Source organism: Ruegeria sp. CDSC025 (genome assembly GCF_059610805.1).
In genome coordinates this window covers 44540-70545 of sequence record NZ_JBXWOJ010000010.1, presented here as the reverse complement: position 1 = coordinate 70545, position 26006 = coordinate 44540, and the positions used below count along the sequence as shown (strand labels likewise).

The following is a 26006-nucleotide window of genomic DNA, read 5'->3' as shown; positions in this document are numbered from 1 at the left end:
ACAGGAGCGCGCAACATGCCAGCTATTCGACGGCCTCCCCAGACGTTGCATCCGACCGGCCTGACGGCAATTCGGAATGCCGGGTCCGCGCAGATGGCCGTCGACCTGAGCGCGTGGCTGCGCCGCCTTTGGAGCAGATCGCCCCGCGTGTGAAGACATCTGCCTGCACGAAACAAATGGCCCGGCGCCTGCGTGCCGGGAACGTCTCACTATTGCTTGAAGACAGAACAGGATCAGAGCCATGACCATTCACATTACCGACTTCGCTCAACAACGCCACACCACCAAGGCCTATGTACCGCGCCGCATCTCGGGAGCCGATATGGTACAGGTGCGCGAGCTGCTACGCTTCGCGCCGTCCTCCACGAACCTGCAACCTTGGCATTTCGTGATTGCGGGAACGGACGAGGGCAAGGCCCGTGTCGCCAAGGCGGCGGAAGAGAAATTCCCCTTCAACGTTGGCGCAATCAAGAACGCCTCGCATGTCGTTGTCTTTGCCGGACGCATCGATGCCGACGAGGCCTATCTTCAGAAGGTTCTGGCGCAGGAAGAGGCCGACGGCCGCTTTGCCGGGAACCCGGATGAATTCAAGCCTGCCATGCACAAGGGGCGGTCGATGTTCGTCGACATTCACCAAAACCAGATCGGCGACGGCCAGCAATGGATGGCACATCAGGTCTACCTGAACCTCGGCCAGTTCCTGCTTGGTCTGGCGACGCTTGGAATTGATGCCACCCCGATGGAAGGCGTGGACACCGATGTGCTCGATGCGGAATTCGGCCTGCGGGACAAGGGCTACGCCAGTCTCTTTGTCGTGCCCATCGGCTATTCCGACCCGGATGCCGATTACAACGCCGCGCTTCCGAAGTCTCGACTGATCGAGGCCGAGATCATCACCGACGTCTGACGAGGACGTCCATCATGCCCTGCCGACCCATTCCCCTACGACGGAGAACCCCGATGACCACCACCAAGCTTCTCACATCCGCTGTTGCCCTGACAATTTCCCTCGCTGGTCAGGTCCTTGCGGACAACTCCTTGACCACGTTTGCCGAAATCACCGACACGCGCCCCGGCAATATCACCGTGACACCGGACAACCGGGTGATCATCACCCAGCAGCCGCTGGATGGCCCCGCGCTTCGAGTGGTCGAGGTGCTGGCCGATGGCACCAAAGTGCCATTCCCGACGCAGGACTGGGCCGACGGGCCAGAGACCGGTGATGTAGGCATCGCCGGGACGATCGGGATCAAGTCTGATTCGAATGGCGTGGTCTGGATTCTGGACATGGGCGGTGAGACCAGCGGGCCCAAGATCGTCGCTTGGGACACGCAGAAAAATGTCCTGCACAGGACAATCGACATTCCCGCCGACGTGGTGACACCGATTTCCTTCCTGCAGGATTTCGCGTTGGATGAGGCGCGGGGCCAGATCTACATCGCCGACATGACCTTTACGGCACCGGCGAGCGACCTGAAGCCTGCCTTTGTGGTCATCGACCTAGAAACCGGGGCGGCCCGCCGCGTGTTGGAAGGTGCTGAGCCGCTGATGCCGTCGGACGAGGACGTTGTGATTGACGGCAATCTTGTCGGCTTCACCGATGGAGAGGGCAACCCGCAGCCCTGGCATCTTTCGATGAACGCGATCTCGATCGATCCATCATTCGAGCATGTGTATTTCGGCACCATGAACGGCCGCGATATTCTGCGCATTCCGGCCGCTGCGTTGGCGGATGACAGCCTTGATGACGCGGCCCTGGCCGCGCAGATCACCCGCTATAGCGAGAAGGGCCCGAATGACGGCTTCATCGTTGACGGCGCGGGCCGCGTCTTCTCGGGCGATGTCACCAGAAACGCGGTGACCGTTTCCACCGCCGACAGCTTCGAGGTGTTTGCGCAGGACGACACGCTGCTGCGCTGGCCGGACGGGTTTGCCTTTGCGCCGGATGGCACGATGTACATCGTCGCCAACCAGTTGCACACGCACCCGGCCCTGAACATGGGCGAGGATGGCAGCGACCACCGCTATTTCATCCTGACCGCGAAACCCTGAACGCCACGCCTCCCGCCGTCCCACCGGGCGGCGGGCCCCTCTAGCCGACAGGAAAGAAACCATGAACCATCAGAACTGGCCGATCGAGGCCGAGATCTTTGCCGAACTCCCAGAGGCGGTGGGGAACATCACCTTCACGCCGCACAGCGACGTGATCTTCAGCCACCATCCGTTCTTCGAACCGGACATTCGCGTGGCCAAGCTGAACGAAGCACGCAACGGATCGAGCCCCTGGCCAAACCGTGAGTGGAACACGCCAAAGACCGACAGCGATCACTACCTCGATTCCGTTCTTGGTTTGCGCGGCGACGGCAACGGCTTGATCTGGATGCTGGACATGGGCACCCGCGGCGGGCTGACGCCCAAGCTGGTTGGCTGGAACAGCAACACCGACAGCCTGGAACGGATCTATTATATTCCCGCGCCGGCGAGCCTGCCGGAATCGCAGCACAACGATTTCACCATCGACGAAAAGCGCGGCCTGATCATCATCGCCGACGAGGGCATCGGCCCGGGCGGCGACGGCACCAAGGCCGCGCTGGTGACCATCGACATGAAGACCGGCAAAACGCGCCGTCTGCTGCAGGGCCACGAAAGCTGCCTGCCCGAGGATGTGCCAATCAAACTGGGCGACCGCGTGCTGACGGTGGACGATCAGGGCACGCCGCTGCGCATCGGCGCCGATGGGATCGTGGCCGACCTGGAGTATGAATGGCTCTATTTCGGCCCGCTTAGCGGATCCTGGATCTACCGCGTGCGGCTGGACGATATCGCCGACGAGCGGCTTGGCGCCACGGAATTGGGCGACCGCGTGGAACGCTACGCGCAAAAGCCGAACAATGGCGGCTTGGGCATCGACCGTGCCGGGAACCTCTACCTGACGGCAGTCGAAACGACGGCAGTCGGCGTCATTCCGGCTGAGACCCGCGAATATGCCGAATACGCCAGCCACCCCCGCCTGATCTGGCCAGACGGGGTCAGCTATGCCGCCGATGGCCAGATGTATGTCTCCGCCGCTCAGGTCTCCGAAGCCGCAGGTTTCAATGGCGGTGAAGAACGCACCGCAGCCCCTTATTACATCTTCCGCTTCCCGCCGCTCGCGCCCGGGCGGTTGGGCCACTGAACAAATTCTGAAAGGAAAAAACCATGAAAGCCATTGGCTACACGACACCTGGTTCCATTGATCGCGACGATGCGCTGATTGATCTGGACATCGCAAAACCCACGGCAACCGGCCATGATATCCTGGTCAAGGTCGCGGCCGTTTCAGTGAACCCTGTTGACACGAAGGTCCGCTCCAGCCGCGCGGCCGAAGGCGACACGCCCGTCATCCTCGGCTGGGACGCCGTGGGCGAGGTCGTTGAAACTGGTGAGCAGGTCACTCGGTTCAAAATCGGCGACAGGGTCTGGTACGCGGGCGCGATCAACCGCCCCGGCACCAATTCGGAATACCATCTGGTCGACGCGCGCATCGTCGGCCATGCGCCCAAGTCCATCGATACCGCAGCCGCAGCGGCCCTACCGCTGACCACCCTGACCGCGCAGGAGATGATCTTTGACCGGCTAAAGGTTACCGATCCGGTGCCCGGAGCAGCCAATGCCATCGTCATCATCGGCGGCGCTGGCGGCGTGGGCTCTATCGCCATTCAGCTTTTGCGCGAACAGACCGATCTGACTATCATCGCGACCGCCTCGCGCCCGGAAACGCAGGACTGGGTGAACGAGCTGGGCGCGCACCACGTTGTCGACCATTCCAAACCGCTGCCTGAACAGATCGCAGCGCTCGGGATTGGCGCGCCCGCCTTCGTGTTCTCGACCAACTATTCCGAAACCTATGTCGCGCAAATCGCCGAGTTCATCGCGCCGCAGGGCCGGTTCGGCCTCATCGACGACCCCAAAGGCTTTGATATCATGCCGTTCAAAGGCAAAGCCGTTTCGATCCACTGGGAATTGATGTTCACTCGTTCCCTGTTCACGACCGAAGACATTGCGCGCCAAGGCGACATTCTTGATACCGTGGCTGGCTTCATTGATGCGGGAAAGATCCGATCCACCGCCACCGAGAGCTTTGGGGTGATCAATGCCGTGAACCTCAAGCGTGCCCATGCCTTGATTGAAAGCGGCAAGGCCAAGGGCAAGATTACGCTGGAAGGGTTCTAAGATGCAGGTGCGCAGGCTCGATCACGTCAATATTCAAACCACGCAACTGGACAAGATGGTGGCGTGGTACGAAGAGATACTGGGCCTGCGCACCGGCCCGCGCCCGGCCTTTCCATTCCCGGGCGCATGGCTCTACGCGGGCGGGAACGCTGTCATCCATTTGGTTGGACATGATGGCACCCCTGCGGTGGGGTCCGAACAGGATTTAAAACTCGAACACTTTGCCCTGACCGCAACCGGCCAGAACTCGTTCGAAGCCAAACTAAACGAACGCAAGCATCACTATAAGCGCCTTGAACTGGAAGGCGTTGGGCTCGTTCAGTTTCATTTGCGCGATCCGGACGGCAATCACGTCCATATTGATTTCGCAGTCAACGATTAAACACGGTCGGACATGAGGGAGGAGGATCGCTTGTCGAAAGATCCAATCAAACACCTAAAAACGGTGGAGCAGCGGCTGTTGTGGCTCTCCCACTGGATGATCCACAACGCCAACCACCTGCGCACCAAGGAAGACGGCATCAAGATCGGCGGTCATCAGGCGTCCTCCGCGTCGATGGTGTCGATCATGACCGCGCTCTATTTCTCGGCGCTTCGCCCCGAGGACCGGGTAGCGGTCAAGCCGCACGCCTCGCCCATTTTCCACGCCATGCAATATCTGATGGGCCACCAGACCCGCGAGAAGATGGAGAACTTCCGCGGCTACGGCGGTGTGCAAAGCTACCCGAGCCGCACCAAGGATATCGACGATGTGGACTTCTCCACCGGGTCTGTGGGCCTTGGCGTGGGGGTCACCGCGCTTGCGTCCATGGTGCAGGACTTCATCACCGCAAAGGACTGGGGCGGTGATGTTACTCCGGGCCGGATGGTGGCGCTTGTGGGCGATGCCGAGCTTGATGAGGGCAATATTTACGAGGTCTTGCAGGAGGGCTGGAAGAACGACCTGCGCAATACCTGGTGGATCATCGACTACAACCGCCAGAGCCTTGATGGCATCGTGCGCGAGGGGCTGTTTGGCCGGGTCGAGAAAATCTTCGAGGCGTTCGGCTGGGATGTGGTGCGGGTGAAATATGGCGCCCTGCAACGGGCCGCCTTTAAGGAACCCGGCGGCGCGGCCCTGCGCGACTGGATCGATGCCTGCCCGAACGTGGAATACTCCGCGCTGACCTATATGGGCGGGGCCAACTGGCGCAAACGCCTGATGGAGGATCTGGGCGATCAAGGCGTGGTCTCGGCACTGATCGACAAGCGCAGCGACGCGGAACTGGCGGCTCTTATGGAGAACCTCGGCGGCAACTGCGTTGAAACGATGGCCGATACATTCGCCGCCATCGACCACGACCGTCCGACCTGCTTTCTGGCCTATACGATCAAGGGCTGGGGCACGCCGATTGCGGGCCACAAGGACAACCACGGCGGTCTCATGACCAAGGCGCAGATGGCCGAGTGGCAGACCCATATGGGTGTGGCCGAGGGCGAGGAGTGGGAGCCGATGGCGACCGTTTCTGACACAAAGGTCTTTCAGAGCTTCCTCGATCAAGTGCCGTTTTTTGCCAAGGGGGCGCGGCGCTACTCGGACGCGCGGCTTTCGGTGCCTGCCGTGGCGGTGGACACAAGCCGCGAGATTTCAACGCAGATGGCCTTTGGCAAGATCCTTGACGATCTGGCGCGGGGCAACAGCGATCTTGCGGCGCGGATCATGACCACCTCTCCGGATGTGACCGGCACCACGGGGCTTGGTCCATGGGTCAATCGCCGCAAGCTCTTTGCGCGACAGGCCCAAAAGGACGCCTTTATCGAACATCGCATCCCCTCGACGGCCAAGTGGAATTTTGACCCCAAGGGCCAGCATCTTGAACTGGGTATCGCGGAGATGAACCTGTTTCTCCTGTTGGGGGCGGCGGGCTTGTCGCACAGTCTCTGGGGCAAGCGGGTGATCCCGATTGGCACGGTCTATGATCCCTTTGTGCACCGGGGCTTGGATGCGCTCAGCTACGCCTGCTATCAGGACGCGCGGTTCATGATCGTCGGCACGCCCTCGGGGGTGACGCTGGCACCGGAAGGCGGCGCGCATCAGTCCATCGGCACGCCGCTCACCGGCATGGCGCAGGACGGACTGGCCTCGTTTGAACCGGCCTTTGCCGATGAGCTCGCGGTCATCATGGAATGGGCCTTTGATTACATGCAGCGCGATGGCGAAGGCGACCCGGACGAGCGCACCTGGCTGCGCGATGAAACCGGCGGATCGGTCTATCTGCGCCTGACCACCAAACCGCTCGAACAGCCGGGTCAACGGGTTGACGATGCCTTCCGTCAGGGGGCCATTGATGGGGCCTATTGGCTGCGCAAGCCGGGGCCGAACTGTTCAGTTGTCATCGCCTATCAAGGTGCGGTCGCGGATGAGGCGATTGCGGCGGCAGGTCTGGTCGGTGAGCATCGCCGCGACGTTGCCGTGCTGGCGGTGACCTCGGCGGATCGTCTCAATGCAGGCTGGACCGCCGCGCAGCGGGAACGGGCGCGGGGCAACCCGCAGGCCGTATCGCATGTGGAGCGTCTTTTGGGCGAACTGCCAGGCCATTGCACCTTGATCACCGCGATTGATGGCCACCCGGCGACGCTCTCGTGGCTAGGCTCGGTTGCAGGGCATCGGGTTGTGTCGCATGGGGTCGAGCACTTTGGCCAGACCGGCACCATCGGGGATCTTTACCGTCACTTCGGTCTTGATCGGCACAGCCTCGCGCGTTCAGCCATAGTGCTACCTTAGGTGGGGCCATCAATGGTCCAGTTTCGCCCGCGGTTGTCATCGGCCTTGGCAAATGACAACCGCGACAGCAGCATTACGGGCGGATGTGCCAAAGCGGCGACGGCCCTTAAATGCAAATTGCCCCCAGAATTTTTCTGGGCAAATCACCAAACGACCGGTTAACCGCCTACGTGAAAGCACTTCGACCGAGGCTACGGCAGCCAGTTCTCCACTGCGCGCCCATACAGCAAGAAATCAAATTCACAGGTTGGGCTCCGCACCGACCAACGCCGCAGAATGGACAAACACCCGCTTCGAAATGGCGAACGGCAGGACCGTTCGCCAAGATGGCTCAGATGTCGATACGCTCAGCGATGCTCAGGGCATCTTCGAGTTCGACGCCAAGATACCGAACAGTACTGTCGACCTTGGTGTGGCCAAGCAGCAGTTGAACGGCACGGAGATTTCCGGTTTTTCGGTAAATCTCCGCTGCCTTTGTTCGGCGGAGCGAATGAGTGCCATATCCACTGGGCTCCAGTCCGATCGCCGTAACCCAATCACGAACGAGCCGTCCATACTGGCGGGTTGAGATGTAGGGCCGATCATGGATGCGGCTGGGAAACATAAACCGAAACGCAAACATCTCCGGTGATTTGACCCAAGCCCGCACGGTTTCACGCGTGTTTTCAGTCAGTTCAAATTGAACCGCTCGCTTGGTCTTGCTCTGGATGACCGACACACGTTCACAGACGCGGTCATCTTTGACGAGATCGGATACTGACAGTTTAACCAGATCACAGCCACGCAGCTTGCTGTCGATGGCGACGTTGAACAAAGCCAGATCGCGAAGATAGCCCGCAAGTTCGAGCCTGGCCCGGATCGCCCAGACCTGTTTTGGCAACAGCGGCCTCTTCTGACCAATGATGCGTCCTTTGTTCCAAGCCTTGCGCTTGGGGGTGACTGCGGGAAGTTGAACTCGTGGCATAATATGCCCTCCGATCCGCCCTCCGCACCCAAGCATCAGCACCGCGCTGACGGGACGATCCTACAGTCTGAAAGAATGATCCTACAGTCTGAAGGGATGACCGGTGTCAGAGACGCGCGATTTCAGTCGTTGCCGCGCTGGCATTGGTCCGGTCAGAGCCCATGTTGTCGGATGCTGCGCGATGAATGAATGTCCGCTTGGGCTTCTGGTCGAAAAGTGGCTGTCGACGGTGTCGACACTTCGCTGCGCATGGCGCGCGCGATGGGCATGGCGGTGCTCATCGCGCGCTTTGATTGGCCTTGAGAGACATCCAAACCATCAGGCCGGAAATATGCAAAAATGCTGCTGCGCAACAAACAACTCCTGCAGCTTCTGCTCGAACCGATCATGCGCCGATCCGTTAGCTTCTGAGTTTGAGTGCTTACCGAACGAACGTTTTGGCCGCCGGAACCACATCTCCTAATCGTCCTCCAAGAAGTAGCTCAGTTGCTCGACGAAACCGAACTTACGCATCATCGCATCACCCTCCGGCGTTCGGCTGATGGCACGCATTTTTTCAAGGTCGTGGACCTCGCCAACGACGGCCGCCTGATTGGCATCATTCGGGTCCCGCAGGAAAATTAACTTACCGGCGGCATCTCCAAAAAGCTCTTTGTGTGCGGCGTGAAATTCTTCGAGTTCAGGTCCCACGGGGATGTGAGAGACGCGGGTTACAGATACGAGCAGTGCCATGATGTGTCCTTTCAATCATCAGAGATACCGGGCAGTTGCCCGATGTCCTGAATGTTGGCACACCCAAAATTATGTGAGTATATAGGCATTATGCGGTTCATAATTTCATAGGATCGAACAATGATTGATCAACTCAGAACGATGGCGATCTTTCAGACAGTGGCGGAACTAGGATCGTTCCGGCAGGCGGCGAAAAAGCTGAGCCTCTCACCATCAGTAATCAGCCACCACATCTCAAAGCTTGAGGAAGACCTCGGTACACCGCTGCTGTATCGCTCGACCCGCCGCATGTCCTTGACCGACGCAGGCGTAGCGCTTTTGGCGGCTAGTCAACGTATGACCGCAGCGGCTATAGACGGGCTTTCGGCGGTTCAGCGACGAGCGTCGCACCCGACGGGAACACTGACTATCGCTGCGTCGACCCCGTTTTCCCACAGCCCTTACGTCGAAACTTTTACCCGGTTTGCCCAATCCTATCCGGGTGTGCATCTGTCCATTCAGCTTGAAGACCGTGCGATCCCTTTGGAAGGGTCGACCATTGATGTCGCGATCCGGGGCCGCGTGGGCGACCTCGATGACAGCAGTTACAAAGCGCGCAAGTTGGGTAACGTTAAGTTCAGCGTCTTCGCGGCACCGTCATATGTGCAGGGCCGACCCACCCCCCAATCCATGAACGACTTGGCCGAATGGGACTGGATACAAAGCCTGCCGGTGCCTTGGTCTGCATTCGCAACGTTGGCAGACGGGACAGACCCAGATCGGGTACCAAAGACAGTAGTCACGTGCTGCAACTTTACGATGGCGCGAAAATTTGTTGATGAAGGGCTGGGGTTCATGATCGAAACCAATCCGCTCGTCGCAGATGATTTCCGCTCTGGGCGCCTTGTCCACGTGCTGCCGCATGTGAAGCTACGCCCGATCGACGTTTACGCGATCTATCCCACGAATAGTCCGCAAGATGGCCTCGCGCATCTTTTCATAGATTTTATGATGGATCAGATTTGGGCAACGGAATACGGTTTCGGTCTCAGGTGATCCTTACACGCGAAACGAGAAAAGCCGCCATTGGCTCTTCCAAACTCTTAGGCAGCTTTGTCCGCAACCCGTGAGTTGCCCTAAAAATCCTCGCTGCGCGGTGAACGATTGGCAGCGATCTCCGCCGCCGCGCGGCGTCACAAAATATGCACTCGCAGCATTTTTCGCGCTGCGAGCGCGCGCAGCGAAAAATGGCAATGACTGCCATGGGCTCTTCGGTAGCCTTCGCTGCAACGGACAGGAGTGGCTGCTTCTGGAAATCGCGCCGTTCGCTGCGCGGTGCACGAACTGGTAAGATGCGGACAAAACCGCCATTTACAAAAATCAGAAAGTGTCGGCCATTTACTCAAAGTAATGACCCGTTTGGGTCGCCAAAAATGTAGTTTCACAAAGGCGAGCTTGCGGCTGTGTCCAACGAAAGCTCGCCCTGCATTTGAATAGTGGAAGTTCAGTTTTCTACTGAGACATGCCACCTTCCTTGGAAGTTTGTTCTTCTACGTGGCTCTGATTTGCTACCGGTCGTCCTCGCGGCGGGAAGTCTTGGAAGGTCGCCAAGTGCGATTGCACAATGCGTGCGGCGGGCCCGAACGCCCACATTTTTTCTCCCATCCAACGGACATACATGCCACTTTCATCAGCTGCTTTCTCATACGGGTCTCTGCGCAAGTTATAGAGCAACGGAGCTACCAACTCTTCTTTTGGGCCAGACCATCCATGGTTTTGAACTACGAAATGAGCTTTCCAATCATTATAGCGCACAGCTTGAAGGTCCGTTCCCTGGTAGTAGAGCAGTTCCCGACGGCTGCTCTCTTCCGCTTCTCCGCTCAGATAAGGAAGTTGATTGTAGCCATCGACGTGGACTTTGAAGCCTTCATAACCTTCTAACAGTTTCTCTTTGAGGTCCGCCGGACCACCCGCAGCAGCAACAAATGTTGGCATCCAGTCCAAGCCGCTGAAAATACCGTTCAACACCTGCCCTTCGGGGATCTTGCCGGGCCACCTGATGACCGCCGGGACGCGGAAACCGCCCTCCCAAGTCGTTCCTTTCTCGCCATGAAAGGGTGTCGTGCCTCCATCCGGCCACGTCAGCGTCTCCGGACCATTGTCCGCGGTGAACATGACGATAGTATTGTCGGACACTCCAAGGTCGACCAGATGAGCTAAGACTTTCCCGACGTTGTCATCCAGTTCTTTCATAATGACATCTTGCAGACCGCGACCGTCACCAAGCATCGCCTCATACTTGGGACTAAGATGTGTCCAGACATGAGCCCGTGCCGGAGCCATCCACACGAAGAATGGAGTATCTGCTTCTACCGCGCGAGAAATGAAGTCTTTGGTGTGATTTGTTACCTCATCGTCCAAGGTCGCTTGCCGTTCTGGTGGGGCGGGCCCATCATCGACAATGCGTTGTTTTCCAACTTTACCAAAACGAGGGTCGATCGTTTCGTCGTCTTCTTCGGTAGCGTACGAATGGATGATGTTACGTGGACCGAACTGCGCCACGAATTCCGGGTCATCGGGCCAGTCTGGGTCACTTGTGTATTCCATTGCGTTCAAGTGATACAACCAACCCCAATATTCGTCGAAGCCCTTGGTGGTAGGCAAAAACTCATTCAGGTCTCCAAGATGATTTTTGCCAAACTGACCCGTGGTATAGCCCAATTTCTTCAAAAACATTGGCAGCGTGGGATCATCGGGGTGCAACCCAACTGGATCGCCCGGGAGACCAACAGTGTGCATACCTGTTCGAATAGGCATTTGTCCTGTCATGAATGCCGACCGACCCGCCGTACAACTGGGTTCAGCATAGTAATCCGTCAGGCGTACACCTTCGGAAGCAAGCTGGTCGAGATTTGGGGTCTCGATACTTTTGATACCCCCATGGTAAACGCCGAGGCTTGCCCATCCTACGTCGTCAGCCATAATCACGAGTATGTTTGGGCGCTCACTTTCGTCACTCCAAACGCTAGACCCTACGATACACAGCCCAAGTGTCATTGCCGCTAATGTTTTCATTTGTCCCTCCGCCTTTTTACTTTCCGCAGCCTATCCACAGCGCGACTAGGTGACCACACTACATTTCAATAATCTATACTTCTGAATAAGATACTATCCTTTATACCGTTGGAGGGGGGTGCCATACTGGGTTAGTAGGCGACGCTCCAACAACATCGAAACCATGGGAACGGTATCATGACAGAACGCTCGTTATTGATCCTGGCTGCCTTGGGCCTTGTGCCCATAGCGTTATCTTACGGCCTCATGCCGTCGGCTTCCGTAACCTATCTGTTGGGTTTTCCCGTCGAAGGTGTAAACCAAACGCATGTCTTCCGCGCCATCATGGGCCTCTATCTGGCGAACGCACTGTTTTGGTTGGTTGCGTCGACAAAGCCGAAGTTGCAGCGGTCCGCGCTGTGGGTACTTTTTCTGTTCATGGCAGGGCTTGCTGGCGGCCGTGCTTTGAGCATCCTGTTGGATGGTCTGCCGGGGGCAATACTGGTATTTTATCTGATAGCCGAACTGGTTTTTGCTGCTCTGTCACTCATGCTCTTGCTCAAAAATGGGGAAAGCAAATGAAAGACCTGAAAAATCTAATCCATCATTGTCAATTTAGTCTCGTTGCAGCATCTCTGGTGCTGACCGGAGGGTCCGAAGCATATGCGTCCTCAGCCGAGGCGGCTGTAGATAACAGTTTTGCTGCCATTGAGCGCGCAGTGGAAGACGCCGGGTTCAACTCAGTTGTGACAATTGATCATGCGCGGTTAGCAGCAGCAGAAGGTGTTGAGATGCCGCCGTCACGGGTTCAAATATTTTCGGACCCGAGTATCAACACATCGATCCTGAGCGACAATGTCAGAGCAGGCTTAGACCTGCCGTTTCGGGTGTTGTCCTTTGCGCAGGATGGAACCGCCAAGGACATTTATACGAACGCAGAATTTTTGAAGATCCGGCATTCTTTAGACAACCAGCAATCACTCAACAACTTTGGGATCCGACTTAACGCGGTAGTGGATGGTGCAGGCGCAACACCGGCACCTACAGATGGATTGACCCCAGACTTCGGCATTATCGAACTGACCTCCCCACTTAGCGTCGCTGAAGCAGTATCAAACCTGACCAGGATTGTGACGGCACAGGACGATACGGTCTGGTTTGGTGAAATCGATTTCGCCAAGCAAGCCTACAAGCATGGCGTCACGCTACCTGACGCTGTCTTGCTTCTCTTTGGGGGGCCAGCGCCGGGCGGCGTTGCAATGGCGGATTTCCCCGCAATTGGTCTGGATGCATTTTGCCAGAAACTTCTTGTATATGCAGGCGAAAATGGAGGGTCTGTGGTGATATTTAACGACATCGCCGCGTTGGCAGAATTGCACTACGGTTCATCTGCTAAACCTCACCACGCGTTGAACGAGCGGCTTACAGCCACATTCAAAAAAGCACTCGAACAGAAGAGTTTGGCCGCAACCAAAGACTGAAAGTGGCAAGCAACGGAAGTGATTTGCATCGATTTGCAAAGGCTGCTTTGGGCTCACGGCCGCCGTTAGATCGATCGCAGCATCTTGGCCAGAAAGTGCCACAGCCCCTAGCAAGGACGGCCCATACCGGTCGTTGACCAACTGGTCGAGATGCTGCGGTCGCAATCCGCATTGCCGACTTTCGCTGCAACCGCAAAATCTGGATGAGGTCGAACTCACAGTCGCGGGACGGAGCTGACGTACTCCTTTTCCCTTTGAACGACCGCTACAGATATCTGAAGAAGAGTTCCAAATCAGCCATCAACGGTTGTATTGCGCATGTTTTCTCACTATCTGCACATCATCTGTAATGGAGATTTCATGTCCCGGTAAGGAAGGGAGGCAGCGCGCCTCCCGGAGCACATGCAACACCTGAAATATTGCCGTCGCTTTGCAGCTGACGGACAATCCTGATGTGCTCACTCGTTTCCTACCATCCGTGCCCAAATATGACTTGGGCCAGAGACATGAAAGTGAACACCCTATGACAAGGGATTATTTGGACTTCCTTCCGCGTCACGCGCGCGACGCCCAACCACACGCCAAACTCAGCCCTCTTCAGGCACTTGGATGGCAACCCTTCTTCGCCCAGCAAATCAGCGTGGACGATTTGACCGCGACACCTCCCGTTCGCGTTGTCGAAGTGCATCGCAGTGGGCTGCACGCCCTTGGAGACAACATTGATGTTGTACTTCCTCCCAGAGCGGATGTGACCGTGGGCGACTGGCTGATGCTGGACGCTTCGCACCCGCGATCCAGTCGCCTTCTTGAGCGTACAAGCCTCATCAAGCGGCGTGCGCCCGGCACCGACCGGCAGGAACAGCTGATCGCGGCGAACATTGATACAGCCTTTATCGTCACCTCCTGCAATCAGGACTTCAAAGTGGCGCGGCTGGAACGCTATGCCGCGCTGGCGTTCGAAGCGCGGATCGCGCCCGTCATCGTCCTCACGAAAACCGACCTCGTGGCGGATCCTCAAGACTACATCGACGCGGCCCGCGCGGTGTCGGACATGATCGATGTCGTCGCACTTGACGCGCGCGGTTCTGCCCCGAAGACGGACCTTGCGACCTGGTGCAAGCCCGGCAAGACGGTGGCATTCCTCGGCTCGTCCGGTGTTGGGAAATCGACGCTGGCCAATGCGTTGCTCGACAGCCAATCCATCGAGACCCAGACCATTCGCGAAGACGACGCGAAGGGGCGGCATACGACGACGCGGCGTGAGCTTCATGCGATGCCCAATGGCTGTCTGATCCTGGACACGCCGGGCATGCGGGAATTGCAGCTCACCGATGCGGCGGACGGGATCAATGACCTTTTTGCTGATATTCAGGAGTTGGTCGCGCGCTGTCGATTCAACGATTGTCGGCACGAAACCGAGCCGGGATGCGCTGTTCTGGAGGCTGTTGATGAGGGTATTCTCGATGCCCATCGGCTTGGCAGATGGCGCAAGCTCATGGCGGAGGACGCGTTCAACTCCGCGAGCCTTGTGGAACGCAGGTCGCGCGACAAGGCGTTCGGGAAGATGGTTCGCGGCGCCAAGAAAATCAAAGATGTCAGGAGGTAAGACGATGACGCAGTCGAAAGCAGGTCAAATCGTATGGCACGACCTTTTCACATCGGACAGAGAGTGCTCAATGGCATTCTACCAGCACGTCGCCAACTGGACGTATGAAGTCGAGCGGGCGACGGATTTTGCCTGGGGAGGCGGCGGGAAGGATTTCGTCCTTGCCCTCTCCGGGAACGAAGCGGGTGCGGGGTTTGCCGAGACGCCTGCCGAGCAGGAAAATGGCTGGATCGCTTATATCGAGGTCCCCGACGTGGACGTGGCGGCCAAGCGTGTCGCCACGCTCGGAGGCAAGATCGTTCGTGAGCCATTCGAGGTGCCAGGTGTCGGTCGCAATGCACTCGTCCGCGATCCGCTCGGTGCTCTGGTGGGGATTTCGCTGTCTCGGCACAGCTTCCCTGTTCCGCGGCGGCAGTTCGGCCCTGACGTGTACGTCGGCAACGGGACTGACTTCCCGCTGGCGTTCTATGCAGAGCTTTTTGGATGGCAGGTCTCTCCCGAGCAGGACACGGATTGTCTCGCACTCCTCGGGCCTGGCGGCGATCTTGTTGCACTCCAACATGCCGCGACCTGGCCAACCGGTTCAAATGCAGCTTGGGTCCCGTGCATCAAGGTTGCTTCAGTCTCCGATGCCCGCCGAGCTGCTGAAGCCAAAGGGGCGCGTCCGGCTTCCGTAGATTTGAATGAAACCGTTCAAGCCCATAACCCCATTCTGCGTGATCCAGACGGCACGCTGTTTGTTCTTGGCGTCGGGCAGACACCCACTTTCTAGCAGCGCGCCTCTTCTTCGCGGATGCTGCAGAGCGGATATTTGTTCGTTCTGCCGCATGCGTGACTCAGGGCTCGGACCCGACCCCGATGCAACGCAGCATCCTGTGATATGGTGGTTTGGTCAACGTCGGGTTGTCGTTGTGGGAGGGAATGGCGGATCGGAGGATCAGTCATGGAAACACCAAACTTACCGGCCATTCGTGCGCTTCGCCCGGCTTGGAACAAGGGGCGCATCGTCGGGCAGAAAAGGCCGCTGAAACCAAAACAGTTTTGGGCAATCCGGGTGCGACTTGAACTGGCGGAGAACCATCGCGACCTCGCGCTGTTCAATATGGCCATCGACAGCAAGCTGCGCGGCTGTGACCTGGTGAAGATGAAAGTCGTCGACGTCATGGCGTCTGGTCAGATCAAGGAAAGGGCTTCCGTGTTGCAAAGCAAAACGCAAAAACCGGTACGTTTTGAGATATCCGAGGGCACACGCGCCTCTGTCGAAAAATGGATGGAAGATGAACTCATGGTAGGCTCAGAATACCTTTGGCCCGGCCGCTTCCACGAGCGCCTGCATATATCGACACGCCAGTATGCCCGGATCGTCCGCGACTGGGTCACATCAATCGGTCTGGAGGCGAGCGCATATGGCACGCATTCGATGAGGCGAACAAAGGTGACCCAGATCTACAAGAAGACAGGTAACTTGCGGGCGGTTCAGCTTCTGCTTGGTCATACCAAGATGGACAGCACAGTCAGGTACCTGGGCGTCGAGCTGGAGGACGCACTAGCAATCGCCGAGGCCATTGAAATCTAGCAACTTCGGGCCGTCTTCGCTGGCGGCCCAAAGCTGCCATTCATCGGGTCAGGCCACGCCGCAACGCAGCTTCATCAAACCGGCCATTCGCTGCGCGGGCGAGATCCGTGCGTCGTGATAGGTAAGCACCGCGGACGAAGGGGGCTTTCGCATTATCTCGGACAACGACGCCAGGCAACCCTAAAAACAATCAAGGGATCTATCACGACCGGCCGCCAGAGCGGCGGCGACCTTGACCGACGCCTTCCGGCACAGCCGCGCGCCAAGCTGAGGTGCCCTTGCAGCGGGAACAGATGCGCTCGCCAAAACCTTCACTCCAGAAAGAGGATTTGCAGCGCAAGCAGAACCGTTCCTTGGGCGCATCTGCAAGCGCACGCTTTGGCGGTTCCGAGACGATGAATTCCTTCTTCTTTTGCATCAGTTCCTCGCGTATCGTTGATTCAGGCATTCGCTTCTTCAACCTCATTCGGGCATAGGCGAAGTGGACTGTTGGCATGGCATCCCTTCATTTTCGGCGTTCTGAATTTCAGAGCTGTCCTGCGAAAAAACTTGCGGGGTATCGTCTTTGGAACTTTGGTCAACGAGATCGATATTCTCCCGTGTTGTCCGCGATCCCGAGTAAAGATGGCGCAATTGGGCCTCGGATACCCCGTCGGCCTGCATCACAAGCTGCACCATTGGGTCTGCCAGCATTTCTTCCAGAAAAACATCAGACAGCTCTCTTCCTGAAAGCTTGTCCTTCGCGCGGGCATTGTCGAGATCAATCAATGAAACGGTTAGGCTCCGGGTTAATCCCGGATGGGAAAAGCGTGGATGCAGGTGGACAACAACCGAAGCCTTCCAAGCTTCCGGGTTTTGGTGATCCGGAGGCGAGGCGAGTTCGGTCTCGATTTCATACTCGCCGGCGGGGAGCGTTTCTGCGAAACCGGGCACTGTGAATGGCCCGTCGAAAACTGCGATGGTCTTGCTGAATTGGTCATCCATTGCGGTGGTCCTTTCGATTAAGGGCCAGGTAGGGCTCGTCAGCCCGCTCCGGCGCGACTCTCGGGATTTTTCGAGATTGGCTGAACCGGCCTTTGCCGCCCTGATTGTCGGTTTCCTTATTCGACGGTTCAGCAGGACGGCAGACCTAATAGCCAGGTCATTGAAAGACTTGATCCCAATCGATTTCGGATTTTCCACTGAGACCTCGGTGCGTCGGTCAGACCCGAAAATTCGCACGTAGCCTATCAGTATATGGGGTTTGAAGTGCCGATTTACTACGGCGCGTTGCCAAGCAAATCAGCACACGAGGCTCGGTATCGGACCAAGGAGCGCTATTTGAGAAGTTACAACAACTTCAAATTTAGGCAGGCTTCGCTATCCCCGTTAGTTTTGGCAAGTTTTCCTTGCATAATCGAATTCTCGCGACATCCGGCGCGTTTGTTTCCCCAATAAGAGCGCTGTAGTTCATGCCTATTTTCATTTCGGACCTGACGGGCCCGGTTGGTTTGGCTGAGCCGGTGTGATCGCTTGTTGCGCTGCGATAGATTGTACCTGAGGGAAATTTCAGACTGCTTGCATCGGTATCCCGCTTTCTAACATCAAGGGTCGAACAGGTTCCATGGTCACTTTCCAGTTGCAATCTAAGCATCCCACTGACCGTAGCAAACCAGTGTAAATTGATGAGGGCGGCATTAACGCAATCATACTAAGATGCATCAAGGTTCAGTCCTTCAATGCACGCTTTGGCGAGATCGCGGTTCGGGGAATCGGAACCAGGCATGGTCGCCCAACCCGCATCCATCACGGCGTCGCGTCGCTTGTACGACGTGGCAGCCTGGATCGTCGCGAGCTTTGCTAAACGCTGATTATCCGTGCGGGACATGTCGTGGCAAATTGGCACGAGCGCCGCGATCACCTGGTCCCGCGCCATTTCGCTTGCCAACTTGTTCGCGCTTCCGCCGGTCATCCAGCCGCCCCAAGAGAATCCAACGACGCCGACAAACACCGCGCCGAGCAGTGCGCCATACATACCGGGTTTCAGCCATTCAGGATTGGTCATATCAAGTCCTCCAGCGGAGAAAGCGCCGCTTCGCTATGTTGAATTGTTTCACAACGGGCCTAGTCGCAGGCAATGGCGTGCTCCAGATCCTTTTGTGTTGTCATGTGCATCGTTGTTTGACCGACATGACTCCCTCGACCCCTGACCATTAAGTAGGTCGCAGTGCGTCGGTAAGCCTCAAAGCTGAGGCCCTGCAGCAACTCCTCCTCGAAGAGAATTTCATACGCGCCAGCCGGAAACACGATGTCGCTGTTTCCCAACCTGAAGGCATTGGTGAACGTCACCTTTGACCTGATCGAACGCGTGAGCATCCCATACCTCCGTTGAATTGATCGCTGGATTTCCGGTACCGACCATGGTCGGCCGCATCAGTCCAGATGCCCCGTCAAGTCACAGCACTTAGGGCTATATTATTCCCAACCCATGGGCTTTATGCTGATCGAAGTTAGCACCCATCAGGTTCTTTACTGTCAGGATGTGAGCAACAGCCTCACCCCCAACAACCGGGGCTTGAAGGTGGCGCATTCAGGTAGATGCAAGTCTGTGCGCCTTGCAGCAATCAAGCAATATTGAATGCGGTATCCAACGCGTTGGTCGGTATCTTTGTCCCAACGATTTTTGTCGAGCGCCGCTCCCCTAGTCCGAAAGGAAAAATCATGTCTGTATCAGATGTTCTTCGCCCGGATGGCTCCGACTACGACCCTTTCCTGCTTGCAGAAGTGGGTGAAGACAAAACCGGTGCAACAGTCACGGTTTTGTCAGCCCTTGCGCGTCTCGGGCTCGAGCCTTGGACCGAGGCTCGTGAGCTTGCACTTCTGGGCCGCGATGCAGCGCATGCCCGGCTGAAAGCACATCTTTCAACAGTCAGGGATGTACCCACGCTTGATCATGCGAGCGGCAGTGTGGCGACAAAGTTGGTGGCCTTGTTACCTAAGCGCGTGTCGCATCGCGTTTCGAAATTGCCTGAGACAATAAAGTATACCGGCCCCCGGATCCCGATCTATTGGATGCTGATTTCACTCATGGGCGCTCTGATACTTGCGCGGATCTTTTATCTGGCTCAAGCGGGCTAACCTGCGTCAGTACGAAGGCGCTCCGAAACCCGTTAGGTAACATGTGTCCGCTGTGTATTTGGTTGGCATTTTTTTTGAGTATCTGAGGGGCGCGGGGAACATGGAGTTCCCCAAAAGAGCTGTATGAGTCTCGTGCTTCTTATTCTCAGACCGTCCAGGAAAGGACATTCCAATGAATGATGAAGACCAGAGTCAGGAAAACCACACCGTCAAACACATGGCCTCCGTCAAGGCCGCCTGGGACCAAGCGCCTGAAGGCCCCAAAAAGGCGACGGCATTGAAACACTATCAGGCCGCTGAAAGTGCCCATGAAGCCGAAAATGACGAAGAGGCTCACAAGAAACTCAAGGAAGCCAGTCGGGCGCTGATGTAACGTCACCCGTTAGAGATGTAAGCAGGATCGTCCAAAACCAGATTGTGGGACCCAATCAGGCCAGAAGTGGCCGCTTCTGATCCAGATACGCTGGATCGAAATCCGCCAGTTTAACCAGACCCTCATAGTTATTGAACGTCACAAACCCATCCCGAAATGTAACCAACTCGTCCTCCCTGAGTTTGCGCAGGACGCGGTTGACGTGAATGGCGCTCAATCCCAGTGCATCGGCAAGATGGTACTGTGTGAGCGGGCAGGCATAGCCTTTCTTGCTGCCCATCCCTACAAGCGACAGCCTGACTCCTAGTTCCAGTAGGAAATGTGCCATGCGCGCATCCGCATCACGCCGTCCAAGCCCGACAAGATGTTCGACAACCATCGCTTCGTCGCGTGACACGGCCCATAAAATTGCAGTGGCCAGCCGAGGTGTCTCTGCGAAGGTTTGCAAAAGATCACTCACCAGAACCTCGGCGGCTTCGATATCAACAATCGGCTCAATGCCATGGTCTGACGTGTGCAACAAAACGCTGCGCAGCCCAAGGAAATCCCCTGGAATCTGGAAATCGACGATTTGGCGTGATCCGTCAGGCTGAATCTTATATGAAACAACCCAGCCAGCGGCGAGGATATAGGCAGCCTGTTCCGATTGTCCCTGATGAACAAGATCTCGGCCAGCCTCAAAGGTTCTCCTCCGCTGGTGCAATTGTTCCAAAACTGCCAGTTCCGCCTCTGCCAAGGCAACAAATGCCGAGAGTTTCTGTGTTAGCGGGCTGGTGTTGGTGTTCATCGTTGGATTTCCCCGAGCCTGCAAAGACTCTACGAAGAATTTGGTATTGAGGCTACTTTCGATCAGTCCAAAATACCAAAACTCATGTGACAATAGAAAAACCATCACCACCTCGCCTGGTCACGAATCCAATGACTTTAAAAGGAATGACCCCAATGTCAGACCACCAAGATCCCGCAGGCATGGCTGCACTCTCGATCTGCGAGGCTCTTCTACTTGCCTTGAACGATCTCAATCTTCTTCAGGAACGTGAGATCGTCGGGGTTTTGCGCGATGCTGCCGTGACCCACGAGTGTGCCAATGGTTCGGAATTAGAGCTAGAAACCCATTCGGCAGTCGCCAAATTGATCAACGAGATTATTATCAGCGGTAACTTTTCGCGCCGATCTTAGATCACGCGGCCGGGTACTTGGACGTCCTGTTGTTCGTGTTTCTACCGACGATGCTCCTCGCTGCAATTGCCGGCATGTGGTTCTTTCACATGCAACACCAGTTCGAAAAAACCAGTTGGCAGCGGGAGCATGATTGGAACGTTCAGAATGCGGCGCTTGAAGGTAGTTCAAACTAAGCACTGCCCGGAATGCTGAGCTAGATCACCGGGAAAGTCTGAGTTCACCATGTTCATAATCTGGCCAGCCGTATCCCGTTCTATCGTCTTCTCGAGGTCCTTCGAGGTCATGACGTCCTTGCCAACACCCGGCGCAACACTCTCCGCGATAGCTTGCGCTTCACAAGCCTCGCGCTCTGGGAGGAATCCTAACGCATCGTTATAGTGAGTTATGAATCAATCCGGGTATAGATCAGAAACTTCAGAAACCAAATTGCGAAGCATGCCAAAGCGGCGCTCCAATGGCCTTCGGACACCATGGGCCGGAGTTGCGGCTATTGCCCATGTCTCCATCCCTTCCTGACGACGGGAATCCTGCACGCACCGCCTTGGTTGCAATCTTCGTCTTGCGACAATGGAAATTACTTTTTCTTACTCCCTATCTTGACCGGCTTCTGACCCTTTGAGAAATCGGCCGTCGCCACGATTTTTTCCTTTGCTTTCTTTGGTTTTTTAACTTCGCGGTTGCCGCGCCTCTTGTCACCTTTTGACATCTGAGTTCCTTTCAGGTTGGATTCTCTCAATACGTTTGCATGTCACAGACCAACCGACTGCATTGTGGTGGTCCCGTAGTTGGGTCAAAAGACCTGCGTCACGCCCTCAAGGATCCCAAATCTGACGCAGTTCCAGACCTGTAGGGTTTTTGTGCGACCATCGCCTCGGTTGTGATCAGAAGGCTTGCAATCGACGCCGCATCTTCCAGAGCAACCCGGACAACTTTGGTGGGGTCAATGATCCCCGCTTTCAACATGTCGACATAAGTTTCCGTTTGAGCGTCGAACCCGAAGGATGGGTTTTCGCTTTCGATGATCTTTGCCGCGACGACCGATCCGTCCACGCCGGCATTTTCGACAATCTGGCGCAGCGGTGCCTGGATTGATCGCCGGACGATCCTGATGCCGGCATCCTGGTCGGAGTTGGCACCTTTAAGGGTCGCAAGCGCTTTGTCTGAATGGAGCAGCGCAACACCACCGCCTGGAACAACACCTTCCTGAACCGCTGCGCGAGTGGCGTTCAACGCGTCGTCAACCCGGTCTTTGCGTTCCGTTACCTCAATCTCCGTGGCCCCTCCGACCCGGATGATGGCGACCCCGCCTGCCAGTTTAGCAAGACGATTCTGCAGCTTTTCCCGTTCGTAGTCGGACGTCGTATCTTCGATTTGGGAGCGAATCCGGGCGACCCGTGAAGAGATTGCTGATTTGTCGCCCGCGCCATCAATGACGGTCGTATCATCCTTGGAGATGACGACTTTTTTTGCGGCACCGAGCATGCCCAGCGTGACGGTTTCAAGCTTGGTCCCCAAATCGGTCGAGATCACTTGGCCACCCGTCAGGATCGCGAGATCCTCCAGCATCTCCCTGCGGCTATCCCCAAACCCAGGCGCCTTCACGGCGGCTACTTTCAATCCGCCTCGAAGCTTGTTGACCACAAGCATGGCCAGCGCATCGCCCTCCACGTCCTCGGCAAGAACCAGAAGCTGCTTTTCGGCTTCCATGACTGCTTCGAGCAACGGCACCATGTCGGCAAGAGACGACAACTTGCTCTCGTGGAACAGGATAACGCAGTCTTCCAGCTCTACGCACATCTTGACCACATTTGTTATGAAATATGGGCTAAGGTAACCGCGATCGAAATTCATACCTTCGACCACTTCGGTTTCGGTCTCCAATCCCTTGCTCTCTTCAACCGTGATTACGCCTTCAGTGCCGACCGCAGCCATCGCATGGGCGATCTGACGGCCAATCGCTACATCTCCGTTGGCGGAGATAGCCCCTACCTTCGCAATTTCAGCACTGTCGCCAACCGGTCGGGACAGGTCCTTGATCTTTGCAACGACGACCCGGACAGCTTGTTCAATACCTCGCTTCAGATCCATCGGATTCATGCCAGCGGAAACGGCCTTCATCCCTTCCTTGACGATTGCCTGAGCCAGAACGGTAGCAGTGGTTGTGCCATCGCCAGCCTCTTCGTTGGTGCGGGACGCGACTTCCTTCACCATCTGGGCTCCCATGTTTTCAAAGTGATCCGGAAGCTCGAATTCTTTGGCAACAGTAACGCCATCCTTAGTGATACGCGGGGCACCGTGGGATCTGTCCAAAATGACGTTACGACCTTTGGGACCAAGAGTTATCCTGACGGTGTTCGCCAGCATGTTGATCCCTGTTAGGATTCGGTTGCGCGCATCAGCACTGAATTTGACGTCTTTGGCGGACATGTCGGGAACTCCCTGAGACAAGGATTGGATGATGGTCTGCAGCGTCGGAAAAGACCGACTGGTCCATGGTCTTTTCGTCTTCGTCGAAAAGGCGACGTCGAGTGAATGGCCTCGAAGCACTTTTTTTAGTTTTGCCGAGCAGAACAGCACTGGACGGAGGCGTGCTGATCGAGTGAGTTTCATTCGGGCGGGAGCGGTGGCGGTTTCTTTTTCGGGTCCACTTCAAAGGTCGGGAGCCAAACCACTACCGCGCGGTGTCACAAACATCGAACCGTGTTTTTGGTGACTATGATCGCGTTAATCAAGTCAGCAACGGCCTGATGGCATTTTGTTTCCAATCCTATTGTTGGAGCGTTTTCGTGAGCCGTCGCCGCGGCGCGTAATACCCTCGCGACATGGCGTTCCGGAAGCAATTTTTTGATTATTCAAGGAGAGCGACGGTGCCTCGCTGGTCGAGAGTGCCGCCATTCCTGCAAACTCTGTTGGGTCAGACATCATGGGCGGTTCCTGTTGCGTGAATTCATCAGGATCAGAATTGGGCCCGATGAATTCAAACATCGTTGCAGAATTTTCTGCATGTTGGACTGATTGAAAGCAGCTTCACGGCGAATTTTCTTATGAAATTTTCGTCGCACTTAGAGTACTCAATAAAAACAAGCGAAAACAGGCCTCTCATTCGAAAACTATCTGCAATCGTCGCTCTTTCGGGTGCTGAACGGTTGTTTGCAAACTTTTAAAACGGCCAGAGTTAGCGACATGCTGGACACATTTGTCCAGCGATCACAGCAAACAACCGAAAGCCCGAAGTTGTAGCGCTAGAGAACTGCTTCATTCAGATCATATGGACGACTTCGATGCCATCCGGCTTAGCGGGTGCGGATGCGAAGGATCCGAACACACACATGCGCGGAACACACAGATATGTTTAGTCCATGCGGCAGGAATTCAGCGCAGGGCGCTTTTTCGATTATGCTCGCGCGGCGATCATCGGCGAGTATTTGGGAACATACCTAATCAATGTGGCATGATCTACGCGCATGACCGACTGCTCTGCGGGCTAAGCGGACATAATATGCTCCTTCAACTTGTGCCATCGCCATGGAGTGTAGTCTAATCTTGGGAGCATTGGAGGATGTCACATTGTGGGTGTCGTTGCTTGACCGCCTTTTGAACAAGATCATCCAGGAAGGTGAGCTTGCGGTGACTTGGCCGGATGGGCGTTGTAGCACCTATGGCCGCGGAAAAGGGCCCAGTTCAGCCATAACCCTCCACGACAAAGCGCTTCCGCGCAAATTGGTAATGAACGGCGATCTCGCATTGGGCGAAGCCTATATGGATGAGACTCTAACAATTTCGCAAAACGATTTACGCGGCTTTGTTTCGCTAATTGTGCGCAATGCAAACAACTATGGTGGTGGGCGTTACGGCACGTCGGTTACAGGGCTGCGCAAGTCACTTAGACGTATCGCACAGTATAATCCCGTTCATATCGCGCGCAGAAATGTCGAACATCATTATGACCTTTCCGCTGATCTCTATGAGCTTTTTCTTGACCAGGACCTTCAATATACCTGCGCCTATTTCTCAGACCCGGGGCAAAGCATCGAAGAGGCACAGGAAGCAAAGAAGGCGCACATAGCTAAGAAGCTCTTAATCGAGCCCGGAATGACAGTGATGGATATCGGATGTGGTTGGGGCGGCATGTCCATTACCTTGGCGCGAGACTATGGAGCGAAGGTGGTTGGTGTGACCTTGTCCAAAGTGCAGTTGGAATATGCAAAAAGCAGAGCCGAAGCGGCAGGTGTCGGGAATATGGTCGAATTCCGCCTGATCGACTATCGGGACGTCAACGAAGAATTTGACCGTATCGTTGTGGTCGGAATGATGGAGCATGTTGGTCGGCCCCAATATCCAACTTTTTTTCGCAAGCTGCGTGAGAATCTGAAACCGGATGGCGTCGCATTGGTGCATACAATCGGTCGATCCACCCCACCCGGTCGAACGTCACCATGGATTCACAAATACATTTTTCCCGGCGGATATGCACCATCAATGTCCGAAGCCATGAAGGAGATTGAAAAGCAGGACTTGGTGACCACAGATGTTGAAGTCTGGCGCGGCCACTACACGCGAACGCTTCAATGTTGGCAGGAAAAGTTCGAGGCCAATCTGAAATCGATCCGCGACCTCTACGATGATCGGTTTCTGCGAATGTGGCGATACTATCTGATCGTATCCGAGATGGCCTTTTCGGAACAGGGCATGGTAGTCTTTCAATTTCAGCTAAGCCGAGGTCAGATGGTTGTACCTGTAACCAGGGATTATCTGAGCAAAACGTCTAATCACTCGGGTTGAGGGTCGTGGGAGTCAGCGGTTCTAAGATACGGCGAAGGAGCCTGTGCGGGCATCGAGAACAATAGAACTTAACGTGAAAACATCGAGAAAAAAGGGTTCCGCTTTGGGCTTAGATCGGTCATCGACAGGCAGTACAACTTCACCTTTCTCAGACAAAACCTGACTGTCGCGCACCGGCCCACAG

The 26006-nt window shown here is 56.2% G+C and carries 28 protein-coding genes; 17 read left to right on the top strand and 11 right to left on the bottom strand.

The genetic code is table 11. From position 1 onward, the window contains the following. The first annotated feature begins 15 nt into the window (after positions 1 to 15). The 7 genes from AC2FH8_RS14705 (at position 16) to AC2FH8_RS14675 (ending at position 6976) form a co-directional block, all read left to right on the top strand. Complete coding sequence (locus tag AC2FH8_RS14705) at positions 16 to 153, top strand: hypothetical protein (protein ID WP_496690112.1); 138 nt, start codon at positions 16 to 18, stop codon at positions 151 to 153. 88 nt (positions 154 to 241) lie between these two features. After that, positions 242 to 907 (top strand): oxygen-insensitive NAD(P)H nitroreductase, encoded by a 666-nt coding sequence (gene nfsB, locus AC2FH8_RS14700; RefSeq protein WP_496690111.1) that lies wholly within the window; start codon positions 242 to 244, stop codon positions 905 to 907. Positions 908 to 960: 53 nt separating this feature from the next. Beyond that, positions 961 to 2052, top strand: coding sequence for an L-dopachrome tautomerase-related protein (locus AC2FH8_RS14695; RefSeq protein ID WP_496690110.1), 1092 nt, complete (start codon positions 961 to 963; stop codon positions 2050 to 2052). A 61-nt stretch (positions 2053 to 2113) separates the two neighbouring features. Beyond that, entirely contained in the window at positions 2114 to 3175 is a 1062-nt protein-coding gene (locus AC2FH8_RS14690) for an L-dopachrome tautomerase-related protein (RefSeq protein ID WP_496690109.1), read from the top strand. A gap of 23 nt (positions 3176 to 3198) precedes the next feature. Then, positions 3199 to 4212: a zinc-binding alcohol dehydrogenase family protein gene (locus tag AC2FH8_RS14685; protein WP_496690108.1), complete on the top strand. Its 1014-nt coding sequence runs from the start codon at positions 3199 to 3201 to the stop codon at positions 4210 to 4212. Position 4213: 1 nt separating this feature from the next. After that, entirely contained in the window at positions 4214 to 4594 is a 381-nt protein-coding gene (locus tag AC2FH8_RS14680; protein ID WP_496690107.1) for a VOC family protein, read from the top strand. Positions 4595 to 4624: 30 nt separating this feature from the next. Further along, on the top strand, positions 4625 to 6976 hold the full coding sequence (locus AC2FH8_RS14675; RefSeq protein WP_496690106.1) for a thiamine pyrophosphate-binding protein: 2352 nt from the start codon (positions 4625 to 4627) through the stop codon (positions 6974 to 6976). 331 nt (positions 6977 to 7307) lie between these two features. Here AC2FH8_RS14675 and AC2FH8_RS14670 read toward each other — a convergent pair whose 3' ends face one another. Continuing rightward, positions 7308 to 7940 (bottom strand): tyrosine-type recombinase/integrase, encoded by a 633-nt coding sequence (locus AC2FH8_RS14670; RefSeq protein WP_496690105.1) that lies wholly within the window; start codon positions 7938 to 7940, stop codon positions 7308 to 7310. A 459-nt stretch (positions 7941 to 8399) separates the two neighbouring features. Further along, on the bottom strand, positions 8400 to 8672 hold the full coding sequence (locus AC2FH8_RS14665; RefSeq protein WP_132245889.1) for a hypothetical protein: 273 nt from the start codon (positions 8670 to 8672) through the stop codon (positions 8400 to 8402). Between the two features lie 120 nt (positions 8673 to 8792). Here AC2FH8_RS14665 and AC2FH8_RS14660 point away from each other — a divergent pair, with 120 nt between their 5' ends. Next, on the top strand, positions 8793 to 9707 hold the full coding sequence (locus AC2FH8_RS14660; RefSeq protein ID WP_496690104.1) for a LysR family transcriptional regulator: 915 nt from the start codon (positions 8793 to 8795) through the stop codon (positions 9705 to 9707). Positions 9708 to 10163: 456 nt separating this feature from the next. Here the strand turns inward: AC2FH8_RS14660 and AC2FH8_RS14655 are convergent, their stop codons facing one another. Then, positions 10164 to 11708: an arylsulfatase gene (locus AC2FH8_RS14655; protein ID WP_281286306.1), complete on the bottom strand. Its 1545-nt coding sequence runs from the start codon at positions 11706 to 11708 to the stop codon at positions 10164 to 10166. 213 nt (positions 11709 to 11921) lie between these two features. On the opposite strand from AC2FH8_RS14655, the gene AC2FH8_RS14650 reads away from it, so the two are divergent. The 5 genes from AC2FH8_RS14650 (at position 11922) to AC2FH8_RS14630 (ending at position 16368) form a co-directional block, all read left to right on the top strand. Continuing rightward, positions 11922 to 12287 (top strand): DUF4345 domain-containing protein, encoded by a 366-nt coding sequence (locus tag AC2FH8_RS14650; protein ID WP_271951933.1) that lies wholly within the window; start codon positions 11922 to 11924, stop codon positions 12285 to 12287. Beyond that, positions 12284 to 13186 (top strand): DUF302 domain-containing protein, encoded by a 903-nt coding sequence (locus AC2FH8_RS14645; protein ID WP_142640381.1) that lies wholly within the window; start codon positions 12284 to 12286, stop codon positions 13184 to 13186. The genes AC2FH8_RS14650 and AC2FH8_RS14645 overlap by 4 nt, the downstream gene beginning before the upstream one ends. Positions 13187 to 13709: 523 nt before the next feature. Continuing rightward, positions 13710 to 14792 carry a ribosome small subunit-dependent GTPase A gene (gene rsgA / locus AC2FH8_RS14640; protein WP_496690103.1) on the top strand — a complete coding sequence of 361 codons (1083 nt, stop codon included), beginning with the start codon at positions 13710 to 13712 and terminating at the stop codon, positions 14790 to 14792. Between the two features lie 4 nt (positions 14793 to 14796). Continuing rightward, a complete protein-coding gene (locus tag AC2FH8_RS14635) occupies positions 14797 to 15564 on the top strand; it encodes a VOC family protein (protein ID WP_496690102.1) in 768 nt (255 codons plus the stop codon). A 171-nt stretch (positions 15565 to 15735) separates the two neighbouring features. Beyond that, on the top strand, positions 15736 to 16368 hold the full coding sequence (locus tag AC2FH8_RS14630) for a tyrosine-type recombinase/integrase (RefSeq protein WP_496690101.1): 633 nt from the start codon (positions 15736 to 15738) through the stop codon (positions 16366 to 16368). A 202-nt stretch (positions 16369 to 16570) separates the two neighbouring features. Here AC2FH8_RS14630 and AC2FH8_RS14625 read toward each other — a convergent pair whose 3' ends face one another. The 4 genes from AC2FH8_RS14625 to AC2FH8_RS14610 form a co-directional block, all read right to left on the bottom strand. Next, positions 16571 to 16816, bottom strand: coding sequence for a hypothetical protein (locus AC2FH8_RS14625; protein ID WP_496690100.1), 246 nt, complete (start codon positions 16814 to 16816; stop codon positions 16571 to 16573). Between the two features lie 14 nt (positions 16817 to 16830). Then, complete coding sequence (locus AC2FH8_RS14620; protein ID WP_496690099.1) at positions 16831 to 17550, bottom strand: hypothetical protein; 720 nt, start codon at positions 17548 to 17550, stop codon at positions 16831 to 16833. 508 nt (positions 17551 to 18058) lie between these two features. After that, positions 18059 to 18412, bottom strand: a complete 354-nt coding sequence (locus AC2FH8_RS14615) for a hypothetical protein (RefSeq protein ID WP_176865328.1) — start codon at positions 18410 to 18412, stop codon at positions 18059 to 18061. 59 nt (positions 18413 to 18471) lie between these two features. Beyond that, a complete protein-coding gene (locus AC2FH8_RS14610; protein ID WP_496690098.1) occupies positions 18472 to 18723 on the bottom strand; it encodes a hypothetical protein in 252 nt (83 codons plus the stop codon). A 345-nt stretch (positions 18724 to 19068) separates the two neighbouring features. Here AC2FH8_RS14610 and AC2FH8_RS14605 point away from each other — a divergent pair, with 345 nt between their 5' ends. Beyond that, positions 19069 to 19485: a hypothetical protein gene (locus AC2FH8_RS14605; RefSeq protein WP_496690097.1), complete on the top strand. Its 417-nt coding sequence runs from the start codon at positions 19069 to 19071 to the stop codon at positions 19483 to 19485. 172 nt (positions 19486 to 19657) lie between these two features. Next, a complete protein-coding gene (locus AC2FH8_RS14600; RefSeq protein WP_496690096.1) occupies positions 19658 to 19858 on the top strand; it encodes a hypothetical protein in 201 nt (66 codons plus the stop codon). A gap of 55 nt (positions 19859 to 19913) precedes the next feature. Here AC2FH8_RS14600 and AC2FH8_RS14595 read toward each other — a convergent pair whose 3' ends face one another. After that, positions 19914 to 20645 (bottom strand): Crp/Fnr family transcriptional regulator, encoded by a 732-nt coding sequence (locus tag AC2FH8_RS14595; protein WP_496690095.1) that lies wholly within the window; start codon positions 20643 to 20645, stop codon positions 19914 to 19916. Between the two features lie 155 nt (positions 20646 to 20800). Between AC2FH8_RS14595 and AC2FH8_RS14590 the strand changes: the two genes are divergently transcribed. After that, positions 20801 to 21037: a hypothetical protein gene (locus tag AC2FH8_RS14590; protein WP_496690094.1), complete on the top strand. Its 237-nt coding sequence runs from the start codon at positions 20801 to 20803 to the stop codon at positions 21035 to 21037. 577 nt (positions 21038 to 21614) lie between these two features. Here the strand turns inward: AC2FH8_RS14590 and AC2FH8_RS14585 are convergent. The 3 genes from AC2FH8_RS14585 to AC2FH8_RS14575 all read right to left on the bottom strand — a co-directional run bounded on the left by AC2FH8_RS14585 (position 21615) and on the right by AC2FH8_RS14575 (position 24025). Beyond that, positions 21615 to 21746, bottom strand: coding sequence for a hypothetical protein (locus AC2FH8_RS14585; protein ID WP_268952749.1), 132 nt, complete (start codon positions 21744 to 21746; stop codon positions 21615 to 21617). 98 nt (positions 21747 to 21844) lie between these two features. Further along, positions 21845 to 23467 carry a chaperonin GroEL gene (gene groL / locus AC2FH8_RS14580; RefSeq protein ID WP_496690093.1) on the bottom strand — a complete coding sequence of 541 codons (1623 nt, stop codon included), beginning with the start codon at positions 23465 to 23467 and terminating at the stop codon, positions 21845 to 21847. Positions 23468 to 23773: 306 nt separating this feature from the next. After that, entirely contained in the window at positions 23774 to 24025 is a 252-nt protein-coding gene (locus AC2FH8_RS14575; RefSeq protein WP_496690092.1) for a hypothetical protein, read from the bottom strand. A 540-nt stretch (positions 24026 to 24565) separates the two neighbouring features. Between AC2FH8_RS14575 and AC2FH8_RS14570 the strand changes: the two genes are divergently transcribed. Beyond that, the gene (locus AC2FH8_RS14570; RefSeq protein WP_496690091.1) at positions 24566 to 25822 is read left to right on the top strand and encodes a class I SAM-dependent methyltransferase; all 1257 of its coding nucleotides are present in this window, start codon (positions 24566 to 24568) and stop codon (positions 25820 to 25822) included. Positions 25823 to 26006 lie beyond the last annotated feature (184 nt).